The sequence below is a fragment of the Halorubrum sp. C191 genome (genome assembly GCF_002727095.1).
In the GTDB taxonomy this organism is placed as follows: Archaea; Halobacteriota; Halobacteria; order Halobacteriales; family Haloferacaceae; genus Halorubrum; species Halorubrum ezzemoulense.
Genome location: NZ_NHNZ01000203.1, coordinates 1 through 21,464 on the forward strand (window position 1 = coordinate 1; position 21,464 = coordinate 21,464).

The window sequence follows — 21,464 nt, forward strand, 5'->3', positions numbered from 1 at the left end:
ACTCAACGCTTTCGGGCCGGGGAAGGGGTTCGAGCGAGTGTTGGATCGACGGCGGGAACGCGAGCGGGACCGGCCCGAAAGCGTTGAGTGAGTGGAGGAGCCAGCCCGCCGTATGCGGTTCCCGAACCGGTCGCTCGCAGGGTACGCCGCGCGAACGACGGTCGTGGTGCTCACGCTGGCGGTCCTCCAGTACACCGGGCTTCTCCTCGACGGTCCCGCGGGGATCGATCCCGGACACCTCGCCGTGGTCGCAGTGCTGTTCCCGGCGTTCTCGTACCTGATCGACGTCGTCGTCGCGAACGCCCGGTCGAACGCCGAGTGAGGCTCGCCGCGAGCGATCGGAGGAGCGGCGGTCAGGCGTCCTCCCGGACACGCCGGATCGCCTCCCTGTTCGGGAGCGCGGTCATCGCGCCCTCGGACCGGGTCGAGGCCGCGGCGACGGCGTTCGCGAACCCGAGGAGCTCCTCGGGCGTGGTCCCGTCGACCAGTCCCGCGACGACGCCGGCGGTGAACGCGTCGCCCGCGCCCGTCGTGTCGGTGACGCCGTCGACGCGGTAGCCGCCGTGGCGCCACTCGCCGCGCCCCCACGGGGAGTCCTCGCCGGCGATCAGGCGCGCCCCCGCGTCGCCCTCCGTCAGGAAGACGGCGTCCGGTCCGGCGTCGAGCAGTTCGTCGGGGTCCGCCGGCAGCGCGTCGCCGCCGAGGTCCTCCCCTGAGGCCTTGAGCACGTCCGTCGCCGAGAGCATCCGCCGCAGCGTCGGTTCGGGGTCGACCTCCCAGAGCTCCGGCCGGACGTTCGGGTCGAAGCAGACCCGACAGCCGGTCTCCCGGGCGCGCTCGACGAGGTCGAACGTCGCGGACCGTGCGGGCTCGACGGTCAATGTCACCCCGCCGACGACCACGACGTCAACCGAGTCGAGGACGTCGTCCGGGACGCCGCTCGCGTCGAACAGCCTGTCGGCCGTCCCCTGCCGGTAGAAGGTGAACTCCCGGTCGGCGTCCTCGCTGTGCGAGACGAACGCCAGCGCGGTCCGCGCGTCCGGCTCGCGGCGCACGAATCGGTCCGGGATCCCCTCGCGGTCGAGCACGGTCGCGAGGTGGTCGCCGAAGGCGTCGGTCGCGAGCGCCGTACAGAACCACGGCGTCCGGTCGAGCCTGGCGAGCCCGACCGCGACGTTGGCCGGCGCGCCGCCCGCGCGTCGGGAGAAGGACTCGACCGCCGTTAGGGGACCGTGCCTGTCGGGGATGAAGTCGATCAGCGCCTCGCCGGCGACGAGCGCCTCACGCGCCATGTCGCGCCCCGCCACGTCCGCTGTGCTGGCCGTGCCATCGCTCCGCGGTCGTCTCCCCTCGTCGCCGGCGGGACATCTCTCGACCGCAACCTCGCGTGTGCCGGTATTAAGTCCACGGGCCCGCTGCGGCGTTCGCCGCCGACGCCCGCGGCGTCCTCAGCGCGACTCGGCGTACAGCCGGGCCTCGTAGGGGCGCAGGTCGAACGGCTCTCCGGGCGCCTCGGGCACCGACTCGTAGTTCCCGAGGAGCAGCGCGGCGGACGCGTCGACCCTGTCGATGTCGACCGACCGTGATTCGCCCGAGAGGTTGAGCACCACGACGACCCGCTCGCCGTCGAGGCGACGCTCGTAGACGTACAGCTGCTCGTCGTCGGGGTAGTGGAGCTCGTAGGAGCCGTACCGGAGCGGGTCCGAGTCACCCCGCACCTCGATCAGCGTCCGGTAGTACGACAACACGGACGGCGTCCGCTCGCGCTCTCGGGCGGCGTTAACGACCTCGTAGTCGTCGTTGACCGGGAGCCACGGGTCCCCGTCGGTGAAGCCCGCGTGCCGGTCGTCGGTCCACTGCATCGGCGTCCGGGCGTTGTCGCGCGACCGGGCCTCGACGACGCCCCTGACTTCCCCGTACCCGCCGTACACGCCGTCCGCGATCAACTCGCGGACGTTGCGGACGGTGTCGACGTCGGCGACGTCGTCGAGGCTCTCGAAGGTCGTGTTCGTCATACCGAGCTCCTGGCCCTGATAGACGAACGGCGTTCCGCGAAGCGTCAGTAGGACCGTCGCGAGCGCGGTCGCGGACTCGTAGCGGTACCGCTCGTCGTCGCCGAACCGCGAGACGCTGCGCGGCTGGTCGTGGTTCTCGAAGAAGAGGGTCGTCCACCACTCGTCGCCGAGGCCGCGCTGCCACCTGTCGAGGACCGACTTGAGCTCCGGCAGCGTCCACTCGCCGGCGTCCCACCGGCCCTTCGGGCCGAAGTCGATCTGGACGTGTTCGAAGGGGAAGACCAGGTCGAGCGGGCCGTCCTCGCCGGTGTACTCGCGGGCGGATTCGAGGGTGAGCTCCGGCATCTCGCCGACGGTGACGATGTCTCGGCCGGCGAACACCTCCTCGCGCATCTCCGCGAGGTACTCGTGGATCAGCGGCCCGTCGACGAAGTGCTCGCTGCCGACCAGCTCCCGGTCGGGATCGCCGTCGGGCAGCTCCTCGGGCTTCGAGATGAGGTTGAGGACGTCGAGCCGGAACCCGTCGATCCCCTTGTCGAGCCACCAGTTCATCACCTCGTACATCTCCGCCCGGACGTCGGGGTTGCGCCAGTTGAGGTCGGGCTGCGTCGTGTCGAAGAGGCTGAGGTACCACGCCTCGCGCCCGTCATCGTAGCTCCAGGCCGAGCCGCCGAAGAACGACTCCCAGTTGTTCGGAGGCTCGTCGGGGTCGCCCTCGCGCCAGACGTAGTAGTCGCCGTACTCCCCGTCCGGATCCGCGCGGGACCGACGAAACCACTCGTGTTCGGACGACGTGTGGTTCGCGACCATGTCCATCACTAAGCGGATGTCGCGGTCGTGGAGGCCGTCCAGCAGCGACTCCCAGTCGTCCATCGTCCCGTACTCCGAGTGGATCGAGCGGTAGTCGCTGACGTCGTACCCGTTGTCGCGTTGGGGCGACTCGTACACCGGGCTGAGCCAGACGGCGTCGACGCCGAGCTCGTCGACGTAGTCGAGCTTCTCGACGATTCCGGGGATGTCGCCGACCCCGTCACCGTCGCTGTCGTTGAAACTCCGCGGATAGATCTGATACACCACCGCCTCCTTCCACCATGTGCGCTCTGTCATTTTGTGCGTGTGATCCGGTCGGCGCGGCCCACGGTCCGCGCGGCGCCCCGCCGGTCCGACCGGTACTACGTCGTCATTTGCCCCTCGTTGATTATAAGTATCGAAACCGACCGGGGCGTTCGCAGTCACCCGGTTCGAGCGGTCGGCGGCGGCAGACGACCGCCGCCCCCGCGCCGCGAGATGGATCGCGTTTTTACCCCGGGACGCGGTAACCGACGCATGACAGCCACGCCGGTTCGCGTCGGGCTTCTCGTCGAGGGGGCCCCGAGCGACCGACAGGAGGCAGCGCGCGAGTGGGCGGACGCCAGGTACGACGTCGAGACCGTCGACCCGGCAGAGGTCACCGCGTCGACGCCGCACGACGTCCTCTGGTGGCACCGCGCGGAGGCGCCGGCGGTCGACGACCGGACCGCGTCGGCGCTCGCGGCGTACGTCCGGGGCAACGGCGGGCTCTTGTTGAGCCTCCGCGCCGTAGAGGCCGTGACGTCGCTCGGCTTCGAGTCCGTCGCTCCCGACGCCGTCGGGACGCGGACCGTCACGGCTCCCACCGGGCCCCTCTGGCGGTCGGTGTACGACGACCACCCCGCGGTCGAGGCGTTCGACGGGCTCCGGACCCCGGTCGCGGACCGCGGAACGCTCCCGTACGCCCGCTACGAGGACCAGCTCCCCGCTGAGGGCGAGGTGCTCGCGTCGACCGTCGAGGGCGAACGCGACCGGCCGACGCAGACCGGCGTGGTCTCGTGGCAGCCGGAGGGTGGTGCGGTGTTGGGCGTCAGCGAACTGTCGCTCGCCTCCGAGATCGCGGAGCCGTACGGCACGAACCGGGACCGGTTCGTCGAGGGGCTCGTCGAGTCGCTGGCGAGCGGCCCGGACCCGCGGTTCGACCGCCCGGTCGACGCCGAGGGGTTCCGGCGCCTCCGCGCGAGACTCGACGGCGACCGGCAGCGCCCCCGGTACCACGTCACGTCGCCGGCGAACTGGCTCAACGACCCCAACGGGCTGATCGAGCGCGACGGAACGTATCACCTGTTCTACCAGTACAACCCGGGCGGGCCGTACCACAACTCGATCCACTGGGGCCACGCCACGAGCGAGGACCTCGTTCACTGGCGGGACGAGCCGGTCGCGCTGGCGCCCTCGCCGGACGGCCCGGACCGGGACGGCTGCTGGTCCGGCTGTGCGGTCGAGTTCGACGGCGAACCGACGATACTGTACACCGGCGGGCGCGACCGTCGTCAGCTCCCCTGCCTAGCGACCGCCGCGGACCCGACGCTCCGGTCGTGGACCAAAGATCGGTCGAACCCGGTCATCGAGGCGCCGCCGGACGACGTCGACGTGCTGGAGACGGAACACTGGCAGGCGGAGTTCCGAGACCACTGCGTCTGGCGCGAGGACGGCCGGTGGCACCAGCTCATCGGGTCCGGACTCGCCGACGTCGGCGGGACGGTCTTCCGGTACAGCTCCGAGGACCTCCGCGACTGGCGCTACGAGGGACAGTTCTTGACCGCCGAGCGAGCGGACGCCGGGGCGGTCTGGGAGTGCCCCGAGCTGCTCCGGTTCGGAGAGTGGGACCTCCTCCACGTCTCAGACTACGAGACCGTGCCGTACTTCGTCGGTAAGCGACGCGACGGGGCGTTCGAAGTCGCGTCCCGAGGCGTTCTCGACCACGGCGACTTCTACGCGCCGCAGTCGATGGCCGTCGACGACGGCTACCTGACGTGGGGGTGGCTCCCGGAGGCCCGCGACGAGGCGGCGCAGTGGGACGCGGGGTGGTCCGGCTCGCTGTCGGTGCCGCGGCGGATCGAGGTGGACGAATCGGGCGAGCTTACCCAGCGTCCGGCGCCACAGCTGACCGGCCTCAGAGAGGCGAAACAAATCGATGGGGAGTCGGCTTCGCTCGACGGCGACCGCTGGACCCCGCCCTGCGGCGGCCGGGCGCTCGAACTGACCGCGACGGTCGCGCTCGACGACGCCGACGGCGTGACGCTCTCGGTCTTCGAGTCGCCAGACCGGCGGGAGCGCACCGAGATCCGGTACGAAGCGACGAACGAGCTCGTCGTCGACCGCTCGGCCGCGAGCGAGGACCCGCGCGCCCGGAGCGACGAGCAGCGGATGTCGGTGACGCCGTACGACGAACCGCTCACGCTCCGGGTCTTCCTCGACGGCTCCACGGTGGAGATATTCGCCAACGAGCGGCACTGCCTGACGAGCCGCGTGTACCCGACCCGAGCGGATAGCACCGGGATCTCCTTCGCGGCGTCTGGCGGCCGCGCCGCCGTCGAGGACGTGTCCGTCTGGGAGCTCGGAGACGCGTACACGGACTCTGCGACGCCGCGCACCGACTGACTCGGCGGGCACCGAGGCGACGACGGTAGGCTGTCGCCCGCCTCGACTCGGGATTCATCTCGCCGTGACCGGCGGCTGTGCCTTTTTGCCACTCTCGGAGGTAGGGCGACTGAACCCCATCGACGGCCGCCTCGCGTCTCCGTTCCCCCGACGGTCCGCGAGCGCGACCCCGAGCACGCATGACCCGAACTACATGAATATTAACTCAACTCCGGATTAACTTTGCGAAGATATAAATTCCCTCGTCACCTACGTGTAGTTGATATGAGCATGAACACCGTCCTCCTAGCTATCGGATCGGAAGACGAGAGCCGACTCGAAGAGCTCGCAGAGACCGCCGCGTCCGTCGTCGACCCGAACGGTCGCATCGCCCTCCTCCACGTGTTCGACCACGAGCGGTACGACACGATCGAGACCCAGCTGAACATCGACCCCGACTCGGAGGTCACGCCCGACGACGTCTCGCAGCGGTCGCAGATCGTCACCGATGTCGCGGAGCGCCTCGAGCGCGCCGGCGTCGACTATGAAGTCCGCGGCGCGCTCGGCGAGACCGCCGAGAGCATCCTCGAAGAGGCCGAAGCCCTCGATACGGACCTCGTCGTCGTCGGCGGGCGAACCCGCTCGGCGACCGGCAAGGCGCTGTTCGGCTCGACCGCGCAGCGCGTGCTGCTCGGAGCCGACTGCCCGGTGACGTTCGTCAAAGAACGGTCCGAAGAGCGGACGGAAGCGGCGGTCCCGGCCTGAGACCGTCGCCTTTCGCCGCGCCGGACGCACCGGAGACCGAGCCTCGGCCACTCGGCGATCGCACGCGTCGCAGACGCCGCGAAATAGCCCGCGAGCTAGGGCAACGGCTCGTCGTACTCCGACCCGGACCGCGCGTCGGCGTCGTAGCCGCCGCGAACGCCGCTCTCGCGGATCTTTCCGTCGAAGTCGTCGTCCGGCAGTCCGGACTCGTCGACCGGCGGGAGCGCCTCGTCCGGTGTCGGGATCCGCCAGGCGTCGAGCGCGCCGAGCAGCCGCGTCTCGTCGCCGTCGAGCGCGAGCCGAAGGGTCGGCGCGAGCGTGCCGCCGAACCGCGCGCGCTGTTCGGTCTCCGAGAACTCCGCGACCGCGTCGAGCGAGTCGCCCGCGAAGTCGTGGTAGTTGAAGAAGCTCTGGAGCAACACCTCCTCGTCGTGGGCGAACGCCATCCACGAGTACGCCTGGAACTGGGCGTCCGGAGGATTCGTCGCGACGAGGCCGGTCCCGTTGAGCGGGCGGTACGGTCCCTCGAACGCGTCGGCGACGAAGCCGTACAGGCCGTCCGGGCCGGTCACGCCCGGGGCGAACGTGTGGACGTGACTACAGACGAACAGGTAGTAGCGGCCGTCGGCGGCGACGACGTGCGGCCGTTCGAGCTCTTGGTTCACCTCGACGGCGTCGAGGAGCGGCGGGCGGAGCTCCCACGAGAGCGGGTCGCCCGAGGGGGCGGCGGCGACCCCGACGCAGCCGTTGAACTCGCGGCGCTCGCTCGTCTCGGCGTCGTCGCCCTCGCGCTCCGGCGCCGGGACGTTGGCCTCGAAGAGGAGGTGAGCCTCGCCGGTCGCGGGGTCCTCGAAGAACCACGGGTCGCGGAAGGTGTACGTCATCCCCCTCGACTGCGCCTCGGTCTCGTACCACTCGCCGTCCGGCTCTAACAGCGTCTCGTGGCGCCACGGTCCCTCGAGCGCGACCCCGTCGTCGTCCGCGGTCACCGATCCGCCGTGTCCGACCGCGATCCGCTGCGTGTACGTCAGCTCCGCGGCGTCGTCGCGGCCGGCGGCGGTGTAGTAGAGATACAGGTCTCCGTCGTCGTACAGCGCGGAGCCGGCCCACTGGCGTTGCCCGAGCGCGCCGCCGTCGAAGACAGGACCCGCGTCGCGCCAGCGCTCGCCGTCCGCCGAGTAGAAACACCGGATCTCGGCCACGTCGTGCCGGGTCCCGGGGAGGAGGTCCGCGTCGGCGGTGAGCGAGAACGCGAGGCGCCACCCGTCGACGTCGGCGATCGCCCCGTTGCGGTCCCGCAGCAGCCACGTGTCCCAGACGTGGAGGTCCGGGAACGGGTCGACCCCCGGCGGGCCGGCGACCGGGGCGACGTTTCCGGGGCGCCGCTCGATCCCTCCCGCCTGCTCTCGGGTCCACCGCGACCGCGGCTGACCCCCGTCGCCGGCGCGCTCGTTGTTCATACCCCCCATCGACGACGGACCGAATAAAGCCTTTTCAGTCGGAATCGCGTCCCGGCTCGGCGACGCCGCCGCCCGGAAACACAATGATAAAACATTTTATTACAGCCGTGGTAGCTCGGTCCATGACCGATCGAACGGCCGGCCGAGTCGGTGTCGCCGTCGAGTGGTAACCGTGGAGCGCGCAGAGCTCTCCGAGACGTTAGAGGAGGCGGGACTCTCGCCGTATCAGGCGGACGCGTACATCACCGTCCTCGAGCTCGGGGCGGCGCCGGTGACCCGCATCGCGGACGCGAGCGGCGTCCCCGACCCCCGGATCTACGACGTGTTGCGCGACTTAGAGAGTACGGGGTACATCGAGACGTACGAGCGGGAGTCGATGTACGCGCGGGCGAACGACCTCGACGCGATCGTCGACGACCTCAAGTCACGGGCGAGCCGCTTCGCCGCGGCGACCGAGGAGATCGAGCGCCGCTGGAACGAGCCCTCGGTCGAGCAGTCGACCGTGACCATCGTCACGCGGTTCGAGACCGTGATCAAAAACGCAGACGAGTTCATCCGCGGGGCGGAGTCGCAAGTGAACGTCTCGGTCGCCGTCGACGACTTCGAACAGCTCCGACCCGCGCTTCGCGACGCGACGGAGCGGGGCGTCCGCGTCAACCTCTCGATCCACACGCCGGAGGACGAAGCGGCGGCGCTGCCCGACCCCGAGGCGCTGAGCGACGTCTGCTCGGAGGCGCGGCACCGTCGGCTCCCCTCGCCGTTCGCGGTGATCGTCGACCGGACGAAGACGTGTTTCGCCCCTCACGCCGGGTCGACGAACGAGTACGGCGTCTTAGTCGACGACCGGACCCACACGTACGTGTTCCACTGGTACTTCCTCACGACGCAGTGGGACACCTGGGAGCCGATCTACTCCTCGATCGGCGACGAGCCGCCGATCGAGTACGTCGACATCCGCTACTGCGTCCGCGACGTCGCGCCGCTCGTCCGGGACGGCGCGACCGTCAGGGTCCGGATCGAGGGGACCGACACCGAGAGCGGAGCGACGCGGACCGTCGAGGGGGAGCTCTCCGAAATCCTCGTCACCGGCACTGAGAACGCGGCCGACGTCGACGTCATCGCGAGCTACGGCGGGCAGGTCGCGCTCGTGGTCGAGACCGACGAGGGTCCCGTGGAGGTGGGCGGGTGGGGCGCGATGGTCGAAGACATCGAGGCCCACCGGATCACGCTCGTCGGCGTCGCGTAACGGTCGGGGCGGCTTCGACCGCGGGGCGCCGACTACAGCGAGTGACCGATCGCGTCGCCGCTCGCCCGGTCGAACAGGTGAACGTTCTCGCGGTCTAACACGACCTGCACGTCGTCGTCCTCGGCGATGGTCGTGTCGGGTTCCAGGTTGATCAGCAGCTGTCCCTCGCCGCGGCCCTCGGCGCTCGCCTCGACGTCGCGGTCGAACAGGAGGTACGCGTTCACCTCCTTGCCGACCGGTTCGATCACGTCGACGACGGCGTCGAACGCCCTCGTCGGCGCGCCCGCCTCCTCGGCGTTGCGCTCGAGGTGAACGTCTTCCGGGCGAACCCCGACCGTGACGTCCTGTCCCGGCGACACTCCCTGCGCGTCGGGGTCGAACTCGACGTCGGCGTAGGTCGACTCGAACCCGCTCTCGACCGCCTTCCCCTCGATGAAGTTCATCGACGGGGACCCGATGAAGCCGGCGACGAACCGGTTCGCCGGCTCGTTGTAACACTCGAGCGGCGGCGCCACCTGCTGGAGTACTCCCCCGTTGATGACCGCGATCCGGTCGGACATCGTCATCGCCTGCGCCTGGTCGTGCGTGACGTAGACGATGGTGGTGTCCAGCTCGCGGTGGAGCCGCTGGAGCTGCGTGCGCATGTGAACGCGCAGCTCCGCGTCGAGGTTCGCCAGCGGCTCGTCCATCAGGAACGCGTCGGGGTTGCGAACGATGGCGCGGGCGATGGCGACGCGCTGACGCTGCCCGCCGGACATCTCGCTCGGCATCCGGTCCATCATCCCCTCCAGCTGGACGATGTCGGCCGCCTCCTCCACGCGGCGGTCCACCTCCTCCTGGTCGTACTTCCGGAGGCGGAGCCCGAAGGAGATGTTGTCGTACACGTCCATGTGGGGGAACAGCGCGATGTTCTGGAACACCATGGAGATCCCGCGGTCCTTCGGCGGGAGGTCGGTGACGTCCCGGCCCCCGATCTCGATCGTCCCCTCGGTGGGGAGGGTGAGTCCCGCGATCGTCTCCATCGTGGTCGACTTCCCGCACCCCGAGGGGCCGACGAACGTGACGAACTCGCCGTCCTCGATCCCCAGGTTCATGTCGTCGACTGCCGTTACGTCTTCGTACCGTTTCGTGATTCCTTCGAGTTTGACTGATGCCATGGTTACTCCTTGACCGCGCCCGTGGTGAGACCGCTGACGATCTTCTCCTGTGCGACGACGACGAGGATGGCGACGGGCAGCACCGCGACGATGCTGGCGGCGGCCATCAGGTTGTACAACACTTCGAACTCGCCCTGGAACCGGAGGATGCCCTCGAGCATCGGCGCCCAGCTTCCGGGCCGTCCGTCGGTCATCAGCGAGCTGAAGAAGTACTCGTTGTACACCGAGATGAACGTCAACACGCCCGCCGTCGCGACGCCGGGCGCGGACAGCGGCACGATGACGCGGAACAGTGCCCCGATTCGGGTCGTCCCCTCGACGCGGGCCGCGTCCTCTAAGCCGTCCGGGATCTGCGAGTAGAACGTCATTAGAATGAAGATGGACAGCGGCAGGAAGATCGCCGACAGCGGGATGAAGATCGCGTACGGCGTGTTGTACAGCGACCCCGACGAGAGCAGCGGCCGCAACACGTCGACATTCGTGTTGAACAGCCGGTTCAGCGGGATGAAGAACGCCGCGGGCGGGAAGAACGACGTCACTAACACCAACAACAGCAGCGGGTTGCGGCCGCGGAAGTCGAGCCGGCCGAACACGTAGCCGGCGAGGCTCCCGACGAAAAGCACCGCGACCGTCGCGATCGTCGCGATGAGGAAGCTGTTGAACACGTACCGGTGGAACGGTAGGGTGGTGAATATTTCGAGGAACGCGGCGGGGTTGAACCCGGCCGGCAGGAAGACGCCGACCTCAGAGAGGTTGTTCCGCGGCGTCACCGCGAGTACGAACAGCCAGTAGAACGGGAAAAGCGTCGTGACGAGGAAGAAGATCGTCGCCACGTAAAACGTCGCGCGGTACGCGAGGTCGGGGTTCGATATCATCCGCGCCGCCCAGGCCTCGATGAGGCCGCGGTCGAGGTCCGGCTCCTCCGTCCGCGCCTGCTCGGCGATGTCCGCCGTCGGGTCCGGCTCCGCCGCGGTCCCCCCGTCGGTGGCTCCGTCGCTCATGCCACACCCCCGTCGTTGTTCCGCAGCGCCAGTAGGTACGCCGCCACGAAGCCGCTTATCACGACCGCGGTGAGGAACGCCACCGCGGAGGCCGTCGCCCAGCGCCGGCTCTCCTGGAGCGCGATGATCACGAGACAGGTCAGCGACGGCACCGTCTCACAGCCGGCCGTCGCGTCGATGAGCCCGTAGATCCGCATCGCGTCCATCGTCCGGAACAGCATCGCGACGATGAGCGCGGGCGCGACGAGCGGCAGCGTGATGTACTTGAAACGCTGCCACGGCGAGGCGCCGGACACCTTCGCGACGTCGTAGAGCCCGCGGTCGATGCTCTGGAGCCCCGCGAGGATGAGAAGCGCCATGAACGCGGTCGTCTTCCAGATGTCGGCGACGAGCACGATCATGAACGAGTCGCTGCTGCTCGCGAGCGGGTTGCTACCGAACACGCCGAGCCACTGCATGAACTCGGTGCCGAACCCGATCGTCGGGTTGAAAATGAGGAAGAAGATCATCCCCTGAATGACGATGGGGATGGCCCACGGGATGATGATCGACACGCGGACCCAGCGCCGCCCGTAGAAGTCCTGGTCGAGCACGAGCGCCTGTCCGAATCCGATCAGCGTCTCGAAGAGGACGCTCAACACCGCGAACGCCAGCGTGACGAAAAGCGCCTGCTGGAGGAACGGCGCACCGAACTCCACGAACGGGAACGAGTCGGTCGTCGAAACCGAGATGAACTGTTGGGTGAACGTCGTGTCGCCGCTCAGCAGGTTCAGGTAGTTCTCGAGACCGACGAACTCGCCGAACGGGTCGGCCGAGGCGACGGCGTCGGCCAGGAGCGAGAAACGGAGCGTTTCGATCAGCGGGTAGAACGCGACGACTGCGAGCAGCGCGAAGGCGGGCACTAACAGGACGTAGGCGTACACCTCCTCGCTCTGCGTCTCCAGCCAGTTGAGCGGGCGAGCGAGCAGCGAACCGGATCCGTCGCTCCGCGTGTCGGTGGACATGCTCTGCCCTCGTTACTCGGCCAGGTCGGATTCGATGGAGCTGAGCGAGCTCTCCAGGTCGGACATCGCCTGCTGGGGCGACTTCTCGCCCTGGTACGCGGCGGAGACCTCCGAGGCGACCTGCGACCCCTGGTCGGGCCACGCGACGGTGACGGGACGCGGCACCGTGTTCTGTCCGGAGACCGCGAGGGTGTCGAGGAAGTCGCCGAGCGCGCCGACCTCCTCCGGGTCGACCGACTCGGTGACGGACGGGTCCGGCGGGAGGTAGCCGCCCTCGGAGAAGTTGTTCACCATCACTTCCTCGTTGGCGAACGCCTCGAGCACCTGGACGGCCTCGTCGAGCCGCTGGGTGTTGGGGTTGATCGTGAGGTGCCAGCCGCCGAGCGCCGCGGCCGGGCCGCCGGTGCCCTCGTACTGTCCCTCGCCGCTTTCGACGCCGTACGGCAGCGGCATGACGTCGTAGTCCTCGGCGTCGAACGCGTCGGAGTCGAGGTTGAGCGGGATCGCGTACGGCCAGTTGCGGTGGAAGATCGCGTTCCCGGAGGTGAACGGCTCCCGCGACGGTTCCTCGGTGAACGAGAGGAGGTCCGTCGTGGAGATCTGCGGGAAGTCAGGGTGCGCGTACTCCGCGTCCGGTCCCTCCATGAACGACCGCATCATGCGGATCGTGTTCAGGACCGGCTCGTCCGTCACCGTGATCGGCCGGTCGCCGATGGGACCGAACAGGTTCTCGTGGTCGCCGAAGTACCCGCCGCCGAAGGAGGTCATCGTCTCGTTGAACGTACAGCAGGCGAGTCCGACGTAGTTGTCGGCCTGCGTGGTGAACCCGTAGTCGATCTGGTCGCCGTCGGGACCGCCGTTCTGTTCCCACACGTCGGCCGCGACCTCGGCGAACTCCTGCCAGCTGAGCGGCTCGGTCGCCCAGTTTTCGGCGTCCGGGTCGTAGCCGGCGTCCTCGACGAGGTCGCGCCGGTAGTGGATCACCGGGTAGTCGGGGAAAAGCGGGACCCCGAACAGGTCGCCGGAGCTGGGGTCGCTCGCGGTGCTCACCGCGCTCGACAGGTAGCTGTTCTGGACGTACTCGACCGTCTCCGAGGAGAGCTCCTCGCTCAGGTTCACCAGCTGGCCGCGCGCGATGAACGGGATCGTCCACCCCGAGTCCATCATGAAGATGTCCGGGCTCGCACGGCCGGCGTCGAGCGCCGAGGTGAACTCCGAGCGGCGGGCGCCCGACTCGAAGTCCCCGGGCAGGATCTCGACCTCGATCGACTCGTCTAACCCCGCGTCGTACAGGCTCTGTGTCACCGAGTCCGAGATGCCCTCCCACTCGGCGTCCATGGTGATCTGGATCGGCCCGCTGCCGCTCCCACCGCCGCCCCCACAGCCCGCGAGACCGACCGTCGCGCCCGTCGCGCCGGCCGCCTCGATGAAGCGCCGTCGTGATACCCCCACGCGTCCGCCGTCCGAACCGGAGTCTGTATCTACCATTACAGCTGTTGTTATAAAATACATCCGTATATAACTATTGATGCCAATAATAGACGACCGTGACAGTCGCCGGGGCGGTCGCGTCGGCCGCCGGAACGGCTTTGAGTCCCGAGCGTCGAGCGGTTCGTCAATGGGAACCGCCGGAACGGTCGTCGGTCGGCTCCGGAGCGGCGTCGTACAGTGGCTCGAACTGGTGTTCTTCGGCGGCGCGGAGCTGGCCGTGCTGTCGACGCCCGCCTTCGCCGTCGCGCTCGTGTCACAGAACCGGTACCCGGACGCGATCCCGATCGCCGGTCTTTTCGCGCTCGCGGCGGGCAGCGTCGGGGTCGCGCTGCTCCGCGCCGGCGTCGTCGACGTCGGCGACTGGCCCAGGCGGGGGGAGCTGGTGACGCTGCCGCTGCGGACCGTCCACTTCAGCCTCGTCTTCCTGACCGCGTCGGTCGGGGTCGGGGTGTTCGCGGTCGACGTCGTCGGCTCGCTGTGGGTCACGCCGGCCGGCGCGGCGGTCCAGGCGGTCGGCGTCGCGGCGTTTCCGACGGTGTACAACGCGATCCACGGCGAGCCGGTCACCCACCCGGCGGTCGAGCGATGATCGACGACCTCCGCGAGGCGGTCGACGCGGTCTCGCGGCCGGAACACACCGGTGAGAACCGGTGCTGGCCCTGTACCGCGGTCAACGCGGTCGGCGTCGCGGTCGTCGCGCTCCTCGTCGGCCGGCGCCGGCGCGCGCTCGGCGTCTCGGTCGCGCTGCTCGGCGCGGCTGCGATCCGGCTGCGCGGGTACGTCGTCCCGGGAACGCCGCGGTTCGCGCCGCGGCTCGTCGAGCCGCTCCCCGTGGCGTTCGGCCCCGACCACGACGACGGGGTCGACTCGGGGTCGCTCGCCGAGGCGGGCGCTTCCGGAGCAGCCGCTTCCGAGGCGGGCGCTTCCGAGGCGGTCGACCGTGGGACCGACGACCCGGACGCGGCGGGCGACGGTCCCGCGGTCGACCCGGCGGACCCCGACGGGGTGGGGGACGGCGGCGAAGGCGACCCGGACCCGGAGGCGACGATGGAGGCGCTGCTCGACGCGGACGCCCTCGTGGACGACGAGGGGACGCTCCGGTTCGCCGAGGGCTTCCGGACCGCCCTCGACGAGCGGGTCGAGTCGCTCCGGGGGGCCGCGGACGAGGAGCTGGCCGAGCGCGCGGCCGCCGTCGCGGGCGAAGACGTCTTCGGCGAGGTTCACGACGGCCGGATCCTCCTCGACGGGCGGCGCGACGCGTGGCTCAGCCGACCGATCGCGATCGCGGAGACGGCCGTCGGGGAACTGCTCCGCGAGCGCGGCGTCGACCCGGTGGTCGCGCGGAGCGCCGCCCGGCCCCTCCGCGCGTTCCTGGAGACCTGTCCGGCCTGCGGCGGTCCGATCCGCGACACGACCCTCCGGAACTGCTGTGGCGGTCCCAACGGCGTCAGCGGGAACCCGGAGCGGCCGGTCCGGGCCTGCGCCGACTGCGACGCCGTCGTGTTCACGGAGCGGTGACCGGCCGGGCGGCGCTCGGTCGCGCGGCGACCGGGCGGCGACACGCATACGTTCTTCCCGTGCGAACTATACCCATGGACACGGTCGGAGCGGCGGCGCTCGGGTGGCGCCTCGCGGTCGCCGCGGTCGCGGTCGCGGGTCCGACGCTCCTGTACCTCGGACTCTGGCGGCTCCTGGAGTGGCTCCGCGACGACGCGCTGATCGAACGGCTCGCCGCGCGCGAGGCGGTCGAGCGGCCGCGGCCCGCGGCCGCGGACGTCCTCGCGGCCGCGACGTCGGGCGTCGACGACAGGCGCTGTCCGACCTGTGGGACCGTCGCGGTCGCCGGCGAGACGGAGTGTCGGGAGTGCCGACGACCGATCGAGGGGAACGAGTGATCCCGCGTGACCAGCCGGTTCGGCCGAGCCGGACCGCGCGGTCCCGCGGACGGGACGCCCTCCTGCTCGTCGGGGGCGCCCCGACCGCCTACGCCAGCGCCGCGGCCAGCTTCTCGACCGGGTGCGTCGGCTCGGGCACCTCGCCGGGACCCTCCTCCAGCTGCGTCCGGCAGGAGGTGCCGGGCGCGACGAGAGCGTCGCCGTCGCTGGCGTCCACCTGCTCGAACAGGGTCTCACCGATCGCCTGACTCATCGAGTAGTGTTCGGCCTCATAGCCGAACGAGCCGGCCATGCCGCAACAGGAGGAGTCGAGCGGGTCGACGCCGTAGCCGGCGCGACGCAGCACGCCGACCGCGTGGTGGTCCTTCTTCGTCGCCTTCTGGTGGCAGTGGCCGTGGTAGGTGAGCGACTCGGTCGGCGCGTCGAGCGGGAGCTCCTCGTCGAGCCGACGGGCGTCGACGTACTCCATGACGCCGTAGGCGCTCTCCGAGACCGCGGCCACGTCCGCGTCGGGCACGTCGCTGGCGTCGCCGTCGAGCAGGTCGTGGTAGTCGGACTGGAGCATCACGGCGTCGGACGGTTCGACGACGACCACCTCCCAGTCATCCCGGACCCGGGGGGCGAGCGTCTCCACGGCGTCCCTCGCCGTCGCGCGCGACACGTCGAGCATCCCCTTCGAGTGTGGCGGCCGCCCGCTCCCGTCGACGTCCGGGATCTCGACGTGGCAGTTCGCGGCCTCCAACACGCGCACCGCGGCCTTCCCCGCGCCGGGGTTCGTGTAGGTCGTGTACACGTCGGGGAACAGCAGCACGTCGCGGTCGGCCTCCTCGCGCGAGACGCCCGCGCCGCCGCGGGCTTCGAACCAGTCGACGAGGGTCTCAGAGCGGAACTCGGGGAGGTCCCGCTCCCTCGCGATCCCGAGCGCCATCTCCGCGATGAGCCCGCTCCCTGGGATCTTGTTCGGGAGGTTCGAGAGCGGCGCGAGCTTCGAGGCGAGCGGCGCGAGCGACTCGAAGCGTCCGAGCAGCCGCGTCCGCAGATCGATCCCGTGCTCCTCGTGGTGGGCGTGCTCGACCTCCGCCTTCAGCTTCGCCATGTCGACGCCGCTCGGGCAGTCCACCTTACACCCCTTACAGCCGACGCAGAGGTCCATCACCTCGGTGACGAACTCGTCGTCCGTCGGGTCGTCCGGGAGCTCGCCGGAGATGGCCCCGCGGAGCATGTTCGCCCGCCCGCGGGTCGACTGGACCTCTTCCTCGGAGGCGCGGTAAGTGGGACACATCACGCCGCCGGTGGTCTCCTGCGGGCCGCGGCAACCGCCGCAGCCGTGGCAGAGCTCCACCATCCCCTGCATCCCGTTGTCGACCGCCCACTCCATCGCGGGGTCGAACCCGGCGTCGTACTCGTAGTCGGCGTCGAACCGGAGGTTCTCGCCCATGTCGACGTCGCCGCAGACGTTGCCCGGGTTGAGCAGCCAGTCGGGATCGAACGCGGTCTTGAGGTCGCGGAACGACTCCCAGAGGTCGTCGCCGTACAGCTTCCGGTTCCACTGGGTCCGCGCGCGGCCGTCGCCGTGTTCGCCCGAGACGGAGCCGCCGAGTCGGACCACCGCGTCGGTGACGCGGTCGGCGATGTCGAGCATCGCCTCCACGTCGTCGACCTCCTTCGTGTTGATGAGCGGACGGATGTGTAACACACCCGGGCCGGCGTGCGCGTAGAAGGTGGCGAAGGTGTCGTTGTCCTCCAGAATCTCTTGGAACTCGCGGGTGTACTCCGGGAGGTGTTCCGGCGGGATGGCGCAGTCTTCGATGAAGGAGATGTGCTTCTCGTCGGTGGTGCGCGAGAGGAGGATCGGTAGCCCCGCCTTCCGCATCTTCCAGAACCGGTCGCGCTCGTCCGGGTCGTGCGCCTCCAGCGCGTCGACTGCGCGGCGAGGGTGGCTCGTCGTCTCTGCGGCGCCCGCGCTCGGGTCTGTCGTCGTCTCGACGCGGGCTCCCGCGGCGCCGTCGGCCGCGCCGACCCGGTCCGCGATCAGGTCCGCGACCTTCTGTTCTCCCGTCGCGTCGTCCTCGGCGTAGAACTCGATGAGCAGCACGGAGTCGGTGCCGTCGGGTAACATCCCGACGACGTCCTCGAACTCCGGCGTGTCGGCCGCGAGCCCGAGGAGGACGTCGTCCATTACCTCGACGGCGGCGGGGTCGTGTTCGAGGCACGCGGCGACGTCCTCCATCGCGTCGAGGAGGTCCTCGTAGGTCAGCAGCGCGACCGCCTTCGTCTCCGGGATCTCGACGAGCGAGACGGTCGCCTCAGTCACGGTCGCGAGCGTCCCCTCGCTGCCGGCCATGAGGCGGCCGAGGTTGACGACGCCCTCCTCGCCGTGCTCGCCGCGGTACTCGGCGAGCAGGCGGTCGAGGTTGTAGCCGGAAACGTTCCGCTTCAGCTCCGGGAAGCGCTCGTCGATCTCGTCCGCCTCCTCGTCGAGGATCCGCACGACCTCGGCGTGGATCCTCGGGAGGAGCCCGTCGGCGTCGGGGTCCGCTGACTCGCGGAGCTCCTCGACCGCCACCTCGCCGAACGTCGTCACAGTGCCGTCGGCGAGGACGACCTCCAACTCCTCGACGTAGTGGTCCGTCTTGCCGTACTTCAGCGAGTGCGCGCCGGTGGAGTTGTTGCCGATCGCCCCGCCGACCGCGGACTTGTCGCGCCACGCCGGGTCGGGTGCGAACTTCAGCCCGGCCGGTTCGACCGCGGCGTTGAGGTCGCCCACGTACGCGCCAGCCTGAACGCGGGCGGTCTCCGCGTCGGGGTCCGTCGACAGCACGCCGTCCATCTCGTCGGTCAGGTCGAGGACGACCGCCTCGTTCACGGTCTGGCCGGCGAGCGAGGTACCGCCGCCGCGGGGGAGGACGGGGATCCCCTCCTCGAAGCAGTACTCGTGGACCGCGGCCACGTCCGCGGTCGACTCCGGGATCACGACGCCGATCGGCGTGACCTCGTACGCCGAGGCGTCGGTCGCGTACAGCCGCTTCGAGTAGTCGTCGAACCGCACGTCGCCGTCCACTCGGCGATCGAGCGCGTCGACGAGATCCGGCCGTTCCACCGTCCCGCCGGTGTAGTCGAAGTCCCCGCCATCTGTCGGGTCCGGCTCCGAGGTGTTCGTCGCCATACGAATCCCTCACGGTCGAATTATGAAAAACCTCCTGCCGTCGGCGCGCGGCGGGAACCCGGGCCGCGGGACCAGCCCGCGCTCACCGTCCGACGCGCGTCGTTCGACAACGAACGCTTAATAGGCGCGCTCGTGACCGTACCGAGTATGAACGCAGCCCCCGAGGAGATCACGTCGCTCGTCGGTCGCGAGGTGTACTCGAGCAACGGCGTCTTCGTCGGCGAAGTCGAGGACATCCAGCTCGATCTGGACGCCCGCGCCGTGACCGGACTCGCGCTCGCCGAACTCAACCACGAGCTGTTCGCCGGGCAGGTGGGCGGCTCGACCGGCGTCATCGTTCCGTACCGCTGGGTCCGCGCCGTCGGCGACGTCGTCCTAATCAACGACGTCATCGAACGATACGACGCCGGCGAGCCCGACGAGGAGGCGCCGGAGGTCGAGGCGCGCTCGGAGGCGCGCTAGGCGCGGCCGGCCGCTCCCAGACCCCCTTGGCTCCCGCTCAGAACGGCAACGCGTCGCGGAGGCTGGCGATCACGCCGCGCTCCTCGCGGCGTGCCTCGTCGAACACCGGGTACAGGGCGTCGAGGAACTCGGTCTCGTTCTCGAACTTCTCTTTCGGCACGCGGTCGAGCGCGTCCGCGAGCGCGAGGGAGCGCCCCTGCGCGTCGTAGGGAACCTCCTGATCGCCCAGCGCGTCGCGGAGCTCCGCGGTCGTCGCGGGGAACGACACGTCCGCCTCGTCGAGCCGGGCGTCGAGCGCGGCGATACCGAACTCGATAGCCTCGGGCTCTTTCGTGTCGCCGCCGCCGGGTGGCCGTGCTGCCATTACGCCGGGGTATTCCCTCCGACGGCTTGAAACCCCTGTTCTCCGCTCACTCCGGCACGGATTCGCTCGGCGGAGCGGCGTCGACGACCGCCAGTTCGACTCCCGTTCCGGAGCGGTCGAAGGCCGCGACAGAGTCGCCGTCGTACGGCGGGACGGCGACGATCACCACGGCCGCGAGGTCGTCGGTGCGCGACACCCCGAGGAACCCGTCCGGGTGCGAGAGGAACCGCGCGCCCCCCTCGCCGGCCGGCGTGCCGAGGTCGACGCCGAACACGGAGTTGACCGAATTCCCGACCGACGGCAGTGTGAAGTGAGTCACCACCGGCGTCTCCGGGTCGAGCCCGATGTCGGCCTCGAACTCGCCGGCCGGCGTCGCGGAGAGCCGGACGTTCACACCGTCTGGGTCCTCGCTCGCGGCGCGCTCGCGGAGTACGGCCAGTAGGTCGCGGGTGACGTAGATCACTGTTCGACCTCCGCTATGGGACGGATTGGCAAAAGGACACGCACGGGTCGTCCCGCTCGGTCGCGTTCAGAACGGCAGCGCGGACGCGAGCGTCTTCGCGTACAGCCCGGGCGCCTTGCGCCGCGAGTCCGAGATGGCGTCCTCGACGGCGACCGCGGCTCGCTCGTGGACGCCGACGCCGTGACCGACGAGCACGCGCTCGGGGTCGAGCCCGGAGAGCGCGCTCGTCGGTGGGGTGAGCCGCAGCATCGGGTGGACGCCGAGGCGCTCGCGGTCGCCGCGGAAGTACGACGCGGACCCGAGCGACTCCGGGACGATCAGCGTCTCGCCGTCGAAGAGCCCGACCTCCTGCCACGGCGGCACCGACGAGTCGCGGATCCGGATCGCCTCGAAGCCGGTGTCCGCGAGCCGCGACCCGAACCGCTCGACGTCGACATCGGGGCCGAGATCCTCGGTGACGCCGGTCATCCACTCGGGGACGTACACCGGGGCGTCGTGGCGGGCGGCGAGTTCGCCGCTGTCGCGCACGTGGCGGTCCAGTCCGACCACGACGCCGGCGACGGAGCCAAGCCCGTCGAGGAGGTCGTCGACACCGGGCGCGTCGACCGGGTCGACGACCCACACGTCGTCCGCGTCCGCCTCCTCGTTCTCGACCGCGAACGCGTGGCTCGCGCGCTCCATCGTCTCGTCGGGGTACGCGATCCAGCCGACGCCGCCGTCGTACCGGTCGATCTCGTGGAGGTCCGGCTCGTCGCCTTTCATGCTCATACCACCCGTTCGACCCGGTCCCTTGTTAAGTCGTCTCTGTTAGTGCGGCGTTCCGACTTCGGGAGGGCGTCGGTCGCTCACTACCGTCCGCTACTCGCCGGGCCACTTGATGGAGCAGCCGCGCGAGGGCCGGTCCGGAATCTCGACGTCCTCACCCGCGAGGACGGCGTCGACTGCGTCGCGGATGTAGAACTCTGTCGGCTCGTCGTCGGGGTTGAGCGCGTCGTCGAGCCGGCCGTGGTAGCGCAGCCGCCACTCGCCGTCCTCGCGGCCGAAGAGGAACGGGTCGGGCGTACAGACGGCGTCGTAGGCGGCCGCGACCTCGCCGGTCTCGTCGCGAAGGTACGCGTCGTACGCGACGGTGCCGTCGGCGACGGCCTCGCGCATCGCCTCGAAGGAGTCCTCCGGGTATGCGTCGGCGTCGTTGGGGTTGATCCCGACGACCGCGAGATCGTCGTACTCGGCCGCAAGCTCGTTCAGCAGGTCGATCTTCGCCTTCGCGTACGGGCAGTGGTTACACGTAAAGACGACGAGTAGCGCGTCCGTCTCGAAGTCGTCGCGCGCGTGGGTTTCGCCGTCCGCGCCGGGCAGTTCGAAGTCGGGCGCGGCGTCGTCGCGGTCGAGTTCCGAGTCGGATTCCATCTGGACCATATCCGAGCGTACGAGCGGGAGCCGAAAAGGCGTTGCGAGCTACTCTAGGTGTCGAGTCAGGGTCCACGACGGGCCGCACACTCGAGACCGGCGAGTCAATGTCCGATCTGATCTATTAACTACC

At 69.8% G+C, this 21,464-nt stretch carries 20 protein-coding genes; 8 read left to right on the forward strand and 12 right to left on the reverse strand.

Annotated features, from left to right (window positions below; genetic code table 11):
- Nucleotides 1–112: 112 nt before the first annotated feature.
- Nucleotides 113–322 carry a hypothetical protein gene (locus tag Z052_RS17880; protein ID WP_094521261.1) on the forward strand — a complete coding sequence of 70 codons (210 nt, stop codon included), beginning with the start codon at nucleotides 113–115 and terminating at the stop codon, nucleotides 320–322.
- A 31-nt stretch (nucleotides 323–353) separates the two neighbouring features.
- On the opposite strand, the gene Z052_RS17885 is transcribed toward Z052_RS17880, so the two are convergent.
- The gene (locus Z052_RS17885) at nucleotides 354–1,292 is read right to left on the reverse strand and encodes a carbohydrate kinase (protein WP_094521259.1); all 939 of its coding nucleotides are present in this window, start codon (nucleotides 1,290–1,292) and stop codon (nucleotides 354–356) included.
- 156 nt (nucleotides 1,293–1,448) lie between these two features.
- Nucleotides 1,449–3,122 carry an alpha-glucosidase gene (locus Z052_RS17890; protein WP_094521257.1) on the reverse strand — a complete coding sequence of 558 codons (1,674 nt, stop codon included), beginning with the start codon at nucleotides 3,120–3,122 and terminating at the stop codon, nucleotides 1,449–1,451.
- Nucleotides 3,123–3,341: 219 nt separating this feature from the next.
- Between Z052_RS17890 and Z052_RS17895 the strand changes: the two genes are divergently transcribed.
- Nucleotides 3,342–5,468, forward strand: coding sequence for a glycoside hydrolase family 32 protein (locus Z052_RS17895; RefSeq protein WP_094521255.1), 2,127 nt, complete (start codon nucleotides 3,342–3,344; stop codon nucleotides 5,466–5,468).
- A 264-nt stretch (nucleotides 5,469–5,732) separates the two neighbouring features.
- Nucleotides 5,733–6,212, forward strand: coding sequence for a universal stress protein (locus Z052_RS17900; protein ID WP_094521253.1), 480 nt, complete (start codon nucleotides 5,733–5,735; stop codon nucleotides 6,210–6,212).
- A 95-nt stretch (nucleotides 6,213–6,307) separates the two neighbouring features.
- On the opposite strand, the gene Z052_RS17905 is transcribed toward Z052_RS17900, so the two are convergent.
- Complete coding sequence (locus Z052_RS17905) at nucleotides 6,308–7,672, reverse strand: glycoside hydrolase family 68 protein (protein ID WP_094521251.1); 1,365 nt, start codon at nucleotides 7,670–7,672, stop codon at nucleotides 6,308–6,310.
- A gap of 172 nt (nucleotides 7,673–7,844) precedes the next feature.
- Here Z052_RS17905 and Z052_RS17910 point away from each other — a divergent pair, with 172 nt between their 5' ends.
- Complete coding sequence (locus tag Z052_RS17910; protein WP_094521250.1) at nucleotides 7,845–8,918, forward strand: TrmB family transcriptional regulator; 1,074 nt, start codon at nucleotides 7,845–7,847, stop codon at nucleotides 8,916–8,918.
- Between the two features lie 32 nt (nucleotides 8,919–8,950).
- Here the strand turns inward: Z052_RS17910 and Z052_RS17915 are convergent, their stop codons facing one another.
- The 4 genes from Z052_RS17915 to Z052_RS17930 are packed head-to-tail and all read right to left on the reverse strand — an operon-like array spanning nucleotide 8,951 to nucleotide 13,568.
- Nucleotides 8,951–10,075 carry an ABC transporter ATP-binding protein gene (locus tag Z052_RS17915; RefSeq protein WP_094521249.1) on the reverse strand — a complete coding sequence of 375 codons (1,125 nt, stop codon included), beginning with the start codon at nucleotides 10,073–10,075 and terminating at the stop codon, nucleotides 8,951–8,953.
- A 2-nt stretch (nucleotides 10,076–10,077) separates the two neighbouring features.
- Nucleotides 10,078–11,076 carry a carbohydrate ABC transporter permease gene (locus tag Z052_RS17920; RefSeq protein ID WP_241898007.1) on the reverse strand — a complete coding sequence of 333 codons (999 nt, stop codon included), beginning with the start codon at nucleotides 11,074–11,076 and terminating at the stop codon, nucleotides 10,078–10,080.
- A complete protein-coding gene (locus Z052_RS17925) occupies nucleotides 11,073–12,080 on the reverse strand; it encodes a carbohydrate ABC transporter permease (RefSeq protein ID WP_094521247.1) in 1,008 nt (335 codons plus the stop codon). The genes Z052_RS17920 and Z052_RS17925 overlap by 4 nt, the downstream gene beginning before the upstream one ends.
- Nucleotides 12,081–12,092: 12 nt before the next feature.
- Complete coding sequence (locus Z052_RS17930; RefSeq protein WP_094521245.1) at nucleotides 12,093–13,568, reverse strand: extracellular solute-binding protein; 1,476 nt, start codon at nucleotides 13,566–13,568, stop codon at nucleotides 12,093–12,095.
- 130 nt (nucleotides 13,569–13,698) lie between these two features.
- Between Z052_RS17930 and Z052_RS17935 the strand changes: the two genes are divergently transcribed.
- From Z052_RS17935 to Z052_RS17945, 3 genes are all read left to right on the forward strand, one after another.
- Nucleotides 13,699–14,160, forward strand: coding sequence for a hypothetical protein (locus tag Z052_RS17935; protein WP_094521243.1), 462 nt, complete (start codon nucleotides 13,699–13,701; stop codon nucleotides 14,158–14,160).
- A complete protein-coding gene (locus Z052_RS17940) occupies nucleotides 14,157–15,089 on the forward strand; it encodes a hypothetical protein (RefSeq protein ID WP_094521241.1) in 933 nt (310 codons plus the stop codon). Before Z052_RS17935 ends, Z052_RS17940 begins: the two co-directional genes overlap by 4 nt.
- A gap of 74 nt (nucleotides 15,090–15,163) precedes the next feature.
- On the forward strand, nucleotides 15,164–15,466 hold the full coding sequence (locus Z052_RS17945) for a hypothetical protein (RefSeq protein ID WP_094521240.1): 303 nt from the start codon (nucleotides 15,164–15,166) through the stop codon (nucleotides 15,464–15,466).
- A gap of 88 nt (nucleotides 15,467–15,554) precedes the next feature.
- On the opposite strand, the gene Z052_RS17950 is transcribed toward Z052_RS17945, so the two are convergent.
- Nucleotides 15,555–18,632 carry an FAD-binding and (Fe-S)-binding domain-containing protein gene (locus Z052_RS17950; RefSeq protein ID WP_094521238.1) on the reverse strand — a complete coding sequence of 1,026 codons (3,078 nt, stop codon included), beginning with the start codon at nucleotides 18,630–18,632 and terminating at the stop codon, nucleotides 15,555–15,557.
- Between the two features lie 147 nt (nucleotides 18,633–18,779).
- Here Z052_RS17950 and Z052_RS17955 point away from each other — a divergent pair, with 147 nt between their 5' ends.
- Complete coding sequence (locus tag Z052_RS17955; protein WP_049929743.1) at nucleotides 18,780–19,094, forward strand: PRC-barrel domain-containing protein; 315 nt, start codon at nucleotides 18,780–18,782, stop codon at nucleotides 19,092–19,094.
- A gap of 37 nt (nucleotides 19,095–19,131) precedes the next feature.
- Here the strand turns inward: Z052_RS17955 and Z052_RS17960 are convergent, their stop codons facing one another.
- The 4 genes from Z052_RS17960 to Z052_RS17975 form a co-directional block, all read right to left on the reverse strand.
- Nucleotides 19,132–19,458, reverse strand: a complete 327-nt coding sequence (locus tag Z052_RS17960; RefSeq protein ID WP_094494306.1) for a hypothetical protein — start codon at nucleotides 19,456–19,458, stop codon at nucleotides 19,132–19,134.
- 46 nt (nucleotides 19,459–19,504) lie between these two features.
- On the reverse strand, nucleotides 19,505–19,921 hold the full coding sequence (locus Z052_RS17965; RefSeq protein WP_049929741.1) for a hypothetical protein: 417 nt from the start codon (nucleotides 19,919–19,921) through the stop codon (nucleotides 19,505–19,507).
- Nucleotides 19,922–19,987: 66 nt separating this feature from the next.
- Entirely contained in the window at nucleotides 19,988–20,683 is a 696-nt protein-coding gene (locus Z052_RS17970) for a hypothetical protein (protein ID WP_094494315.1), read from the reverse strand.
- Nucleotides 20,684–20,779: 96 nt separating this feature from the next.
- Nucleotides 20,780–21,340 carry a thioredoxin family protein gene (locus tag Z052_RS17975; RefSeq protein WP_094494305.1) on the reverse strand — a complete coding sequence of 187 codons (561 nt, stop codon included), beginning with the start codon at nucleotides 21,338–21,340 and terminating at the stop codon, nucleotides 20,780–20,782.
- Nucleotides 21,341–21,464: the final 124 nt, after the last annotated feature.

Excerpts from the sequence above, each read along its gene's own strand:
- Z052_RS17880 (WP_094521261.1), top strand. The coding sequence starts at position 113 with ATGCGGTTCCCGAACCGGTCGCTCGCAGGGTACGCCGCGCGAACGACG.
- Z052_RS17885 (WP_094521259.1), bottom strand. The coding sequence starts at position 1,292 with ATGGCGCGTGAGGCGCTCGTCGCCGGCGAGGCGCTGATCGACTTCATC.
- Z052_RS17890 (WP_094521257.1), bottom strand. The coding sequence starts at position 3,122 with ATGACAGAGCGCACATGGTGGAAGGAGGCGGTGGTGTATCAGATCTAT.
- Z052_RS17895 (WP_094521255.1), top strand. The coding sequence starts at position 3,342 with ATGACAGCCACGCCGGTTCGCGTCGGGCTTCTCGTCGAGGGGGCCCCG.
- Z052_RS17900 (WP_094521253.1), top strand. The coding sequence starts at position 5,733 with ATGAGCATGAACACCGTCCTCCTAGCTATCGGATCGGAAGACGAGAGC.
- Z052_RS17905 (WP_094521251.1), bottom strand. The coding sequence starts at position 7,672 with ATGAACAACGAGCGCGCCGGCGACGGGGGTCAGCCGCGGTCGCGGTGG.
- Z052_RS17915 (WP_094521249.1), bottom strand. The coding sequence starts at position 10,075 with ATGGCATCAGTCAAACTCGAAGGAATCACGAAACGGTACGAAGACGTA.
- Z052_RS17920 (WP_241898007.1), bottom strand. The coding sequence starts at position 11,076 with ATGAGCGACGGAGCCACCGACGGGGGGACCGCGGCGGAGCCGGACCCG.
- Z052_RS17925 (WP_094521247.1), bottom strand. The coding sequence starts at position 12,080 with ATGTCCACCGACACGCGGAGCGACGGATCCGGTTCGCTGCTCGCTCGC.
- Z052_RS17930 (WP_094521245.1), bottom strand. The coding sequence starts at position 13,568 with ATGGTAGATACAGACTCCGGTTCGGACGGCGGACGCGTGGGGGTATCA.
- Z052_RS17935 (WP_094521243.1), top strand. The coding sequence starts at position 13,699 with ATGGGAACCGCCGGAACGGTCGTCGGTCGGCTCCGGAGCGGCGTCGTA.
- Z052_RS17940 (WP_094521241.1), top strand. The coding sequence starts at position 14,157 with ATGATCGACGACCTCCGCGAGGCGGTCGACGCGGTCTCGCGGCCGGAA.
- Z052_RS17945 (WP_094521240.1), top strand. The coding sequence starts at position 15,164 with ATGGACACGGTCGGAGCGGCGGCGCTCGGGTGGCGCCTCGCGGTCGCC.
- Z052_RS17950 (WP_094521238.1), bottom strand. The coding sequence starts at position 18,632 with ATGGCGACGAACACCTCGGAGCCGGACCCGACAGATGGCGGGGACTTC.
- Z052_RS17955 (WP_049929743.1), top strand. The coding sequence starts at position 18,780 with ATGAACGCAGCCCCCGAGGAGATCACGTCGCTCGTCGGTCGCGAGGTG.
- Z052_RS17960 (WP_094494306.1), bottom strand. The coding sequence starts at position 19,458 with ATGGCAGCACGGCCACCCGGCGGCGGCGACACGAAAGAGCCCGAGGCT.
- Z052_RS17970 (WP_094494315.1), bottom strand. The coding sequence starts at position 20,683 with ATGAAAGGCGACGAGCCGGACCTCCACGAGATCGACCGGTACGACGGC.
- Z052_RS17975 (WP_094494305.1), bottom strand. The coding sequence starts at position 21,340 with ATGGTCCAGATGGAATCCGACTCGGAACTCGACCGCGACGACGCCGCG.